General features: G+C 56.4%; 2 protein-coding genes. Both read left to right on the top strand.

Going from position 1 to position 12,938, the window contains the following annotated elements:
• Positions 1–460: 460 nt before the first annotated feature.
• Positions 461–3,409 (top strand): Ig-like domain-containing protein, encoded by a 2,949-nt coding sequence (locus KXR87_RS16060; protein ID WP_437433214.1) that lies wholly within the window; start codon positions 461–463, stop codon positions 3,407–3,409.
• A gap of 15 nt (positions 3,410–3,424) precedes the next feature.
• On the top strand, positions 3,425–12,889 hold the full coding sequence (locus KXR87_RS16055; protein WP_437433213.1) for a beta strand repeat-containing protein: 9,465 nt from the start codon (positions 3,425–3,427) through the stop codon (positions 12,887–12,889).
• The last annotated feature ends 49 nt before the right edge of the window (positions 12,890–12,938 follow it).

Here is a 12,938-nt window from a genome sequence, read left to right as displayed (position 1 = left end):
GATGCCGGATTTAATTTATATATGCATAGTAAAAGCCGAGTTTTATATGAGTGCAGCATTTAACCAGCGCTGGTATATCATGTATTGCTGCTTTAATTTGTATAAATTAATGATTATTTAAATTTTAATTAATGATTCGCATATTAATTTAAGCGTAGCTTAATAATACCCAGGATATATTGCTGATATATTCTGTATTCAGAACTTTTACAACAAATTGTGAAATAGGAGTTTGCCTAAAGTGTGAACCTTGATTATATCTTTATTTAACACGGCATTAAACAAGCTAAACGCGGTAAAAGGATCAATCCTATATAAAATCAACCACTTAAACTAATCTCAAAAATCATATAGCAAAACCTATTTATATCACCAGCCAAAACTCGGTGTGGGTACCCCTACGCTCTGATATTTGCTGGCGATGCCACAAATTATTGCTCTGGTACTCGAGGTGAATTATATGGCTACGCAAAGCGTCGTTACAGGAACCATGCAGGTAATTAACCAAAAAACAGGTGATGTCGTTGCACAATATGCGCAAGGTGGCGATCGCGTCGTTAACCTCACTGAAACCAGTATCGTGCGTATTAATGCTTCTCCAGAAACCGTTAATTTTTATGAACGTCAGGGAAATGACCTGATTGTCCATATGAAGGACGGTTCTACTGTGCGTTATCAAAGCTTTTTCTTGCTGGATAGCGATGGCCTGCATAGCCAACTGGTCTTTGAAGACAATCTCGGTACCCATCATGCGGTATTCCCGTATGCGGCTGAATCGGGTCCGGCAGCGGCAGAGGCCATTGTTCCCACCTATGCGGATGTCGCCATGGACTCCCTGGTTGGGACGAGCGGTATTTCGGCCCTTGCGGTGCTGGGGGGGATTGCTGCGGTGGGTGGCATTGTCGGTATTGCGGCAGCATCTGGCGGTGGCGGTGGCGGCGGTGGTGGCAGCGACAGCAATAACGGCGGCACTAACCCTGAAAACCCAGGCAATGGCGGCAACAACCCAGGAAACGGGGGGACCGATCCGGGTAACGGTGGAACAGACCCAGGCAATGGTGGTACGGACCCCGGTAACGGTGGCACAGACCCAGGAAACGGGGGGACCGATCCGGGTAACGGTGGAACAGACCCAGGCAATGGTGGTACGGACCCCGGTAACGGTGGCACAGACCCAGGCAATGGCGGCACGGATCCCGGTAATGGCGGTACCGACCCCGGCAATGGTGGAACCGACCCTGAACCCGGTGTTCCGGTGCTGAGACTGGCGGTCATCGGCACGGATAATATGCTCAACGCTAACGATATTCTGGTATCGCAGGCGCTGTCAGGCTCCACCGATGCTGTTAATGCGGGTAGTCAGGTGGTGGTACGTATTGGCAACAATACCTGGACAACGGTGGTTGAGAGCGATGGCAGTTGGGTGGTCTTCCTGCCGCCGTCGGTGCTGGGCCAACTTGAGCAGGGTGCCCATATCGTCGACGTCACACTCACCACGCTCGATGGCAGAACGGTAACGGAAACGACGGAGTTCACTCTCGATTCGATTCCCCCCGCGCTCACGCTTACGCAATTTGCTTCGGGCAACATTATCGACCAGGCGTTGATTGATGGCGATAAGCTGGTCCGCGGCTATTCCAGTACTGCGGATGAAGGCAGCCAGGTGACGGTCACGTTAAATGGCAAAAATTATACCACCACGGTAGACGCGAACGGGCAATGGCAACTGACCATTCCGCAGGCAGACATGGCGCTGCTTCAGGACGGTGAAAGCTATGTCATCACCTACCGGGTGGTGGATCTGGCCGGCAACGTGACGCAGGAAACACAGTCAGTCACTACCAATTTCTCGACTCCTGAGGTCACCATCGATCCGGTCACCAGCGATAACGTTCTTAACGCTGCGGAAGTGCTGTTGAATCAAACCGTCTCTGGCCACACGGTGAACATTCCTGCCGGGCAAATCGTGACCATCACTCTCAATGGCAAAACCTATTACGCACAAGTGGCGGGGGATGGATCCTGGAAAACCATTATCCCCGCAGGCGATCTTGCGGCACTGGGACAAGGGAACACTACCCTGATCGTCAGTGTCAATGACATTGACGGCAATCCGGTTATCAAAACGGCTGGCGTCGAGGTGAATACCAGCCAGGCAGGCATTGCGATCGCCATTTTGTCGACCGACGATTATCTCAGTGCGGCTGAAGCTGAACAGCCACTGGAAATTCGTGGGGTGACGACGGTGCTTGGGGCCGGAGCGATCATTACGGTGACCGTTAACGGCAAAGAATATCAGGTCACCAACATTGATGATGCGGGTTACTGGAGCGTCATCATTCCTCCTGCTGACTTACTATTGCTGAAAGATGGCCCGACAGTCATAACGGCTGTGGTCACCGATGGAACACAAACCGCCGAAGATAATCACACGCTCAATGTCCAGATTAACCATCTGCCACAGCCGACTATCAACGAGCCCTTTGGTGATGGCTACCTGAACAGCGCTGAAAAATCAGTAGATCAGGTACTGAGCGGCAATACAGGTGTCTCTGGCGGCGGGCAGACAGTCACGGTGCAGGTAGGAAATAAAACTTATCAGGCCACGGTGGATGCTGACGGGAACTGGAAAATTACGGTACCGGCCACCTACCTGCAAACCCTCCCGGACGGCGTCCTGCCTGTAACAGTGAATGTGAGTGACGCGGCGGGGAATAGCGCTTCACTCAGCGATTCAGCACAGGTCGATACGCTTGCTCCGGCACTTTCCTTACTGCCATTGACCGGCGATGACAAACTGAACCCCAGCGAACTGAACCAGGATCAGGTCATCAGCGGCATCAGTGCGGTCAGTGAGCAGGGACAAATCGTCACTATCTCCCTTAACGGGAAAACCTACACCGGGGTAGTGGGCAACGACGGTAACTGGCAGGTGACTCTTCCCTCTGCCGACCTCGTGGCGCTGGGCGGGGGAAATCACACCTATACGGCGTCTCTTACGGACGCCGCAGGCAATACCACCACGGTCTCCCATTCATTCGATGTGAAAACCAGCGCAGTGACCCTTGATGTGCTGAATTTAACCTCGGACAACATCCTCAATGCGGCAGAGATCAAAGTTGATCAGACGCTTGGGGGCACCACAAATGCGGAAATAGGCAGTATCGTTACGGTCAACCTGGGTGGCAAAAGCTACAGCGGCGTCGTCGACGCGGCGGGTAACTGGAAGGTCGTCCTGCCGGCGATTGACTTGCAACAGCTGACGCAGGGGACAACCTCTTATACCGTCAGCGTCACCGATGCTTACGGGCAAACGCAGACCGAGACGAAAGATTTTAACATTGATACCTCGGCTGATTCGGTGGCGATCAGCATCGTCGCCAGCGATGATTACCTGAACCTGGCGTAATCCGGCAACGATCTGGTGGTACGCGGAAACAGTGCCGGGTTGCCGGAAGGCGCAATCATTACGGTCACCCTCGGCAGTGAGACCTATACCGCCACGGTCGGGCCTGGCGGCGCATGGCAAACCACGATCCCTGCCGCCGATCTCGGTCAGCTTTCTGATGGTCTCAACACCATTACTGCTTCATCCGTCACCGTCAACGGCACCGTCACTGACAGCCATGATTTTACGGTCATCATTAACACGCTGCCGCAGGTAGTGATTAATCAACCCTTCGGCGATGGCATCGTCAATCAGGTGGAATCGACCCAGAACCAGACGCTAACCGGAACAACCGGTGTCAATGGGCCTGGGCAGACGGTGGTTGCCACGCTGAATGGTCAACAGTACATCGGTGTGGTGAATACTAATGGCATCTGGTCTGTCACTCTCCCATCCGGTGCGCTGAGCACTCTGGCATCCGGTCCGGGTACCCTCAGCGTTGAGGTCAGGGATGTGGCAGGTAACCCGTCTTCAGGCAACGTAAGCTTTACCGTAGATAAGGTGCCGCCGACCGTCACGGTGCAGCCCATCAACGGTACTGACGTACTGAATGGTGCCGAGGTACAGGCAGGGCAGACGATAAGTGTTAACGCCTCAACCGATGCGAGTAGTGTCATTGTTCGCATCAATGGCACGGATTATCCTGCCACGCTGAATGCGGGGGTATGGCAGGCAGCGATACCGGGAACTGCCCTGGCTGCGTTGCCAAACGGAGCGAGCGCCATCACCGTGACGGCGACGGATAATGCAGGCAATACCACTACGGTTTCTCATACCCTGACGCTCGATACCACCGCGCCTAACCTGGTCGTGGACCCTGTCACTCGTGACAATCAACTGGATATCGCCGAGTTAAACAGTGGCTTTAACCTGACCGGTAGAACTGTTCCAGCCGATCCGGGGGCGCAAGTCAGCGTCACTATTAACGGCCAAACATTAACGGGGGTGGTGGCGGCTGACGGTAGCTGGTCGGTTCCGGTCAGCGCAAGCGATCTGGCAGGGCTGACGAACGGCAACTATCCGGTGTCTGTTACGGTGACGGACACCGCGGGTAATGCGTCGCCAACCCAGAACGTCAATTTTAGCGTCAATACCAACGCCAGCGCGATTGCAATCAGTCCGGTCGAGTCTGATGACAAAATCAGCGCAGCGGATATTCAGGATGGCCTGACCATCAGTGGTATCTCCGCACGTCTCGCAGAAGGGGCGACCGTCACCGTCACCCTGAATGGCAAACAGTACACCACCCAGATTAACAGCAGCGGCAACTGGCAGTTGACGATATCGCAGGCTGACGCAGCGGCGATTGCGGATGGTACCGCGACGCTGACCGTCTCGGCTCGCGATGTTGATAATCTGCCCGTTTCCGGGGAGCGGTCGTTCACTATCATTACTCACCAGTTGCCGCAGCCGGTAGTAAACACGCCGTTTACGGATGGAATAGTGAACGCCGCTGAAGCGGCGGCAGGTGGCGTATTAAGCGGTGTTACTGGCAGTAAAGGCAGCGGTCAGACGGTCACCGTCACGCTCGATTCCGGCACACCCATTACCGCCACGGTGGACGCGAACGGTAACTGGAGTGCGCCTGTCACTTCCACACAGCTTGGCGCGCTTACGCAGGGTAATCACACCATAACGGTCACCGTGACCGATGCGGCGGGCAACCAGAACACGGTAACCACCCCGCTATCAATAGATACTCAGACACCCAATCTGGGTATGAACGCCGTCACCAGTGACAACATCGTTAACACGGTAGAAGCGGCAGGAGCATTGAGTATTTCCGGCACCGGGACCTACGATCCGCTGCATGCTCAAACGGTCAAGGTACTGGTTAATGGTCAGAATTATGATGCAACTCTGCAACCCAATGGTACCTGGAGTATCACGCTGCCAGCGGGGGCGCTCGCCGGTGTGCCGGATGGACCGGTCGCTGTTCAGGCTTCAATTACGGATGCGGCGGGCAACAGCAATACCATCAATACCAGCTTCATACTGGATGCTTCTCCTGCGGGTGCGCCACAGATAACGGTTAACACCGTCTCCAGTGATAACTACGTGAATACGCAGGAATCCCTGAGCGCATTGACGATAAGCGGCACGGCGATCCTTGTTGAAAACAACCAGACTGTGACCATCACACTGAACGGGCAAAACTACACGGCTACCGTTCTGAACGGTGTCTGGTCGGTGAGTATTCCGCAGAATGAAGTCGCCGCCGTACCGGATGGCGCCCAGGTCATTTCGGTTAGCGTGACCGATCTCGCCGGCAACGTAGCAACCAGCAGCCAGAGCGTGAATTTTGTCACCCATGCGGCGTCACAGCCGACCCTGACGATTAATACTGTCGCGCAGGATGACGTGATTAACGCGCAGGAGCATAACGCGGCGCTGGATATCACCGGTACGTCAACCCGACTGGCGGCCGGTACAGTCATTACCCTGACCTTCAATGCCAAAACCTATACGGCGACCGTTGATGGCAGTGGCAACTGGAAAGTGACGGTGCCGCAGGCCGATGTGCAGGCACTCTCTGATTCGACCCTTGTTAATCCCGCCTACGCGATAACCGCAACGGCGCAGGATGCTGCACAGAATAGCGCCAATGCTTCCCACAATGTCTCGGTGGATACGACCGGGCCGGGGCTGACGGTGATTGTTGCAGGCACGATCCTTGCTGATGAGATTATTAACATTGCTGAGGCCAGCATCGACAGAACGGTTACCGGGACGGGTCTCGCAGGTCAAACGGTTATCCTGGACATTAATGGAAAAACCATTGCCACGTCCGTAGGCAATAACGGGACCTGGAGCATGACGATCCCGGCTGCAGAGCTGCAAGCTCTGGATCAAGGGCCGGGCACGCTGGTCTTCCACTCAACGGATGCCCAGGGAAACCGCAGCGAGCAAATCATCAATGTTGATGTCCACACCGATCCTGCCGCCGTACCAACCCTGACGCTGAATGCGATGTACAACGACAACATCGTGAGCCTCGCGGAAGCGGGCGATACCACCCTCATTGGCGGTAACGCAACTGGGCTTGCGAATGGCACGGTTGTCACTCTGACCATCGGCACACAAACCTTCACCGGCAGTGTGGCCGACGGCATCTGGACGGTGGGGATTCCCCCTAACCAGCTCACAACCAGTGGGCAACTGGCGGTGACCGTCAGCGCAGCAGATGAATGGAACAACCCGGCTACCGCCACGTCGGTTCTGGATGTAGTACTGGCTCAACCTACGGCAACCTTACCGGGGATTCTTTTTGGCGACAATTTTATCGGCCAGGCGGAAGCGGGTGCCACTGCCCAACTGACAGGCTCCACCGGTCAGCCAGGCGCCGGGCAAACGGTGAAAATCACCTTTGACGGTAACCAGGATGTGTTCGGCACCGTGGATGTGAACGGGAACTGGTCGGTAGTGCTGGATACCGCCTTACTCCAGGGGCTGACTGATGGAACCCACTCCATGACGGTGACCGTGGGTGACCGTGCGGGTAACACCGCCACCTCATCCCCGGCGAACACGATAACCGTGCTGACCGATCCGTTGACGGCGCCGGCGCTTGCCACACCGTTTACCGATGGCTTCCTGAATGTGGCAGAGTCGGGCGTCACGCAAACCCTCACGGGGGCGCTGAACACGCCGGTGGCTAACATCGACAGAGTGATGGTGACCCTGAATAACGGTACGGCGGTACAGGCGGTCATTAATCCCGTTGATGGTACCTGGCAATTACCGCTCTCACCTGCTGCGCTGGCCGCCCTGCCGGATGGTACGACGACGGTCAACGTGACGGTGATTGATAAAGCGGGCAACCAGATTACCGGGCAGAGCAATTTTGAAGTGCAGATTCATAGTCTGCCGGTGGCGACCTTTAACACACCGTTTGTGGATGGTGCCCTGAATAACGCCGAAGCGGCAACCGACCAGGTGATAACCGGCAACACGGGCGTGGCAACGGCAGGGCAGACGGTGACCGTGGTCTTTAACGGCGTACCTTATACCCAAACTGTGCAGAGCACCGGGGAGTGGTCGGTGACCATCCCGCAGGCCGCCTTCACGGGACTCGCTGAGGGGGCCACCCCAGACCTGACGGTCACCATTACGGATCGCGCGGGTAACGAGAGTCCAACCTTAACGACGACCGTAGGCATCCACACCGACCTGCCAGAACCGACGGCGACCAACCTCTTCACCGATAACATCCTCAACCTCACCGAAGCCGCGGGTCCGTTAACGCTGACGGGCTCGACGGGAACGGGTGTTGTCGGTAATGAGTATGTGACCGTACAGATTGACGTGGGCGGCATCATTTATACCGCCAGCGTCGCAAACGGCACCTGGACGGTGAATCTGCCTGCGGGTTCGTTGCAGTCGCTGGATCCTGCGGTACCTCATGCGATCATCATTACCGCTGAAGATCAGTACGGTAACACCGGTACCCACACTGAAGACTTTACTCTGGCCTTTACCCCACCGACCGTGGCCATCACCACTCCGGTCTTTGCCGATGGTTATGTGAACCTTGCTGAATCACAAAGTCTCACCTCACTGAGCGGGACCTTTAACTCGTCATACCCGACCGGGGCGACGGTGAATGTGAAAATTGGCAGCCAGACTTTCGCAGCGAATGTGATCGGTAATACGTGGACGCTGGATTTGACCGCTGCCGAATGGGCGCAGATCCCCGAACGTGGGCAGCAGACCCTCGCCGTCACGGTGACGGATGGGGCGCTCAACAGCAACACCACCACCACGCCAGTCAATATTATTCTGACGCAACCGACGGTTACCGTAACGACCCAGTTTGCCGGAGACGGACAACTGACCTATCTGGAAAGCGAGACCTCGCAGACCATCGGAGGCACATCCACCAATCTGCAAACCGGCGATATTGTTCGGGTGACCTTCCCGTCTTCTAACGGACCGCTGGTGCGGGACGCGACGGTGCAGGCCAACGGCAGTTGGTCATTGCAGCTTTCGCCCGCGGATATGGCAACGCTGCAGGCGGGTGCCATATCCGTGCAGGGGATCGATAAAGCCAATAATACCGGTAGCGCCACAAACGTTACCCCGTTGACTATCAACCTGACGCCCCCGACTTATGCAGTCATTCTTGATCAGGTCACCGGTAACAACCTGGTGAACGCAACGGAAATTGTTAACGGTGAGGTTCCGGTCAGCGGGCGTGCCAGTGCCAATCTGGCCGGGCAACTGATTACTTTGTCGTTAACGCCTGAGGGCGGCACAAGCACGGTCCTGACCACGGTTACGGTTGGCCCGGATGGAACCTGGAATTACGGACTTGCGCAGAGCGCAATTCCTGATGGGACATACACCATCACGGCGGCGAGCGTCAGCCAGCCTGCGACGCCAGTGGCCTCACAGACCTTTACCGTTGATCGTATTCCACCGGCGCTGACCCTGGCGCAGTTCACGGGCGATAACGTGATTAACGGTGATGAGAAAGCCATTGCGCAGACCATTACCGGTACCTCGGATCAAAACGGTAGCCTGGTGACGGTGACGCTGAACGGCAAAACCTACTATGGGCTGGTTACCGGCGGAAGCTGGGCGGTTCAGGTGCCGCAGGCCGATATGGCAGCACTGAACGGCGCCTCTTACACCATTAACGCCACCATCAGCGACGCGGCAGGTAACGCGACGACGCAACAACAGACGTTCACCATTGATACAGCCTCACCGCTGCTGACGGTAGATACGCTCAGCGTCCCGGCCGTACTCACAACGGTCAATGCGGTGGGCGGCTTGTTGGTGCAAGGGCAGGGGGAAGCGGGTAACTCGGTTACCATCACCCTGGGACCGCTAAGCTGGACTACTACGGTCGATCAGAACGGGAACTGGAATTATCGCTTCCCGGAGCTCAACCTGAACAGCCTCACCGATGGCGCCCAGGTGGTCAGTGTCACCTCCACGGATAGCGCCGGTAACGTCTCGACCAACAAGGTCTCCCTCAACGTTGCCCTCAACAAAGGGCTGGGTGTCCTGATCGATCAGGTCTTTAACGATGGCATCCTGAACGTTGCGGAGTCACTGGTCACTCAAACGCTGACCGGGCGGGTGAACGGGGATTATCGCGGCGCGAAAGTTTCGCTGAATATCGCTGGCGCGAACCTGACGATTAACGATCTGCTGGTGGGGGCAGATGGCTCCTATTCCTTCCAGTTACCGCCGTCCATCTGGCAGGGGCTGATCAATCAGACCCTGACTGCGGAAGTGAAGGTGGTCGATGCCAACGGGAATACCAGGTATGAAACCATCGATTTCAACCTGGCACTGAGCGATCTGCCGGTGGTAGGCAATGTGCTGGCCGCGGTAGACAACGTGATTAACCGGGCAGAGAGCACGGTCGATCAGGTCATTTCCGGGACGGTCAGTAATCTGGCCGATATCACAAGCGTGGTGGTCAACTTCGGTGGCCGTGCGGTGACTGCCGCCGTCACGTCGCTGGGGGATGGCACGGGACGCTGGGTCGCGACCTTACCGTCATCTATTCTCAGTACTCTGCCGGATGGTCAGGCCTCGGTGGGCATTGCCGTCACGGACAAATATGGCAACGTGGTCAATAGCAATGCCAGTATTACCGTGGCCAGTAACGTTCTGCCAAGCATTACCTTAAGCCCGCTCTTTACCGATGGTACGCTGAGCATTCCTGAGCTGGCGAATGCCCTGATTGGCGGCACCACCACGGGGCTTGCCGGACGCACGCTGACCGTACAGATAGGGAATATTCAGGCCTTCACCACCAATGTTGACGGAACCGGGAAGTGGTCACTGGATTTAAGCGCCATTACCGGTGCGTTGCAGGCTCTGGGCAATGGAAACCTTGCGGTGACCGTGACGGCCACTGACCAGTATGGTAACCCGGCGTCGCAGACCGGGCAGATCAAACTTGATCTGCTGGCGCCCGTTGTCAGTAATGTAGTGGCCTTTGGCGATGGCTTACTGAGCGTGGCCGATTCTCTGGTTAATCAGACCATTACGGGCGTGGTGAACAACGCCCCGCTGGGGTCTACCGTCGAAGTACAGATCGGCGCGAAAGTGTTTACCGGCCTTGTGGCGGCAAACGGCACCTTCACCATTAATCTGACACCTTCGGGACTTGCCGGCCTGGCGGATGGGACCTTCACCCCGCAGGTGAAAATCACCACCCCGGACGGTAATACTTCGACCACGGCCGCCAGCGCGAACGTGAGTATTGGGTTGAGCAACCTGCCGACGGTCGCCGTCACCTCCCTGTTCGGTAATGATGGCTGGCTGAACAAAGCGGAAACCGGGCTTGCGCAAACCATCTCCGGGACGGTGACGGGCCTGACCAGCGGCACGGTCAACGTGACCGTTGGAACGACGCCGTATCAGGCGACCATCAACAATGGTACCTGGTCACTCCAGCTTTCAGCCGGGGCGCTGGCCTCTATTGCGGACGGTTCGCTGAAGGTGACCGCCAGTGTGACGGATGCCGTGGGTAACGTGGTGACCGGTAGTCAGGTGGTGAATACCATCGTTCAGGCGGTGCCGACCATTGGTCTGGGGACGCTGTTTGGTAACGGGATCCTTGACCTGTCCGATCTGCTGACTAACCCGATACTGTCGGGGACCAGTACCAATCTGGCGGTGGGTACGCTGATTGATGTCAAAGTCGGGCCGCTTACCCTGACCGCCACGGTGGGGGCAAACGGAGCCTGGCAATTGCCGATACCTGCCCTTTCGCTGCAAGGCTTGCAGGACGGAACCAACATTTTGCAGGTCAGCGCTACGGCAAGAGACGTAGCCGGCAACGTTGCCTCCACCAGCCAGTCTGCCAGTGTGGCAATTCAGGCGGCGCCAACTGTGGCAATCACCTCGCTGTTTGGTGATGGCGGTTTGAGCGTCGCGGATCTGAGCGTCGACCAGAAGATCTCGGGTGTCAGCCTGAATGCCGTGGGATCGCTGTTGACCGTATCGCTGGGTGCAAAAAGCTACAACGCGACCGTTGCCGCGGACGGAAGCTGGAGTGTGACGGTGCCGAAAGCCGATCTCGGCCAGTTAGCGGATGGCCAGCCGGCCGTCAGCGTTTCGGTGACGAATGCCGCCGGAAACGTCGCAACGACCAGCGGCATCCTGGATGTTATCTCCCATGCGCTGCCAACCGTGACCCTGAACCCGCTGTTTGGTGATGGACTGCTCAACATTGCTGAAGCGGCATCCGGTCAGCTTATCACCGGCAAAATCAACGGGGTGGCGAGCGGGGCGAAGGTGGTCGTCACGGTGGGTGGCGTCCAGCTTAACGCGACCGTCGCTGCTGATGGAACATGGTCAACGGCGGTGAGCACCAACATTCTGCAAAGCCTGACCAGCGGTTCGGCGAAGATTGGTGTTGCAGTCACCGATCGTGTCGGAAATACCACGGCGACCGAAACGGATATTGGCGTTAAGTTCACTCAGCCGACGCTGGCGCTGACGCCGCTCAGTCTGACGGGGCTATTAAGTCTGGTCGGCTCGTTACTTTCACCAAAATTGCTCACGCTTTCCGGGACTTCGGCTAATCTTGAAGCAGGATCGACTGTTTATCTCAACTTGTTGAACACCGTGACCGCAACCGCCAAAACGGCAGCGGATGGCAGTTGGTCAACGCAGGTTTTACTGGGCGTTGATCTGCTGAAAATTCTGTCGCTCTCGACGGTAGTGCATCTCTCGGCATCGGATACAGCAGGCAACATGACATATCTGAACGTGGGCTTAGGTGGCGGCAATGCGAACACCAACCCACCGGTTTCCACCTTGTCTGCTGAGGCAGCCAGTTTCTCTCTCCTGGCGGCCAGTGCGGTGGAATCGTCGGATTCGCATGCCTCAACGGACAGTGCTGAGACCTCAACGGTGCACGCGGCCAGCACCACGGCGGCAGCTACGACCACAACAACCAGCAGTGAAAGTACCACCACAACGGAAGAGTACACGATCGGCGGCGTCACCATTGATTACGCTGACGGCACGCAACTGAGTGGTGACAGTGTTCTGGGGAATACGGGTAATGACACCATCCATCTTTCAACGCTGGGCTTTGCGCTGATCGACGGTGGCGCGGGAACCGATACCCTGGTACTGGATGGCGCAAACATCATCCTCAATCTGATTGAGGCCTCGACGAAGGTACAGCATATCGAAATTATCGATCTCGGTAAGTCCGGGACCAATAGCGTGACGCTGGATGTTCACGAAGCCTTAACGATGACGGATAAACCTGAAGACGATCTGGTCATCAAGGGGACGACGGGTGACCAGGTGAATCTCAAACACGGTAGTAACGATGTCTGGGCGGTCAGCGGTCAGCGAGATGTGGATGGCGTGCAGTTCGACGTTTATCACAACAGCTCGCAGACCAATACCCTCGGCGATGTCCTGATTCAGCACGGCCTGCACGTCAATATGGTGTAAAAAGGCAGTGGCCTCAGGGACGAGGCCTGAACAGCAAAATATCACCACG

This window comes from Yokenella regensburgei, from assembly GCF_051486985.1.
In the GTDB taxonomy this organism is placed as follows: domain Bacteria; phylum Pseudomonadota; class Gammaproteobacteria; order Enterobacterales; family Enterobacteriaceae; genus CBFFRJ01.
Note: the sequence above shows the minus strand (reverse complement) of the source record. Positions and strands in the feature narration are given on the sequence as shown.

Coding starts and splice junctions, on each gene's coding strand:
- KXR87_RS16060 (WP_437433214.1), top strand. CDS start 461: ATGGCTACGCAAAGCGTCGTTACAGGAACCATGCAGGTAATTAACCAA.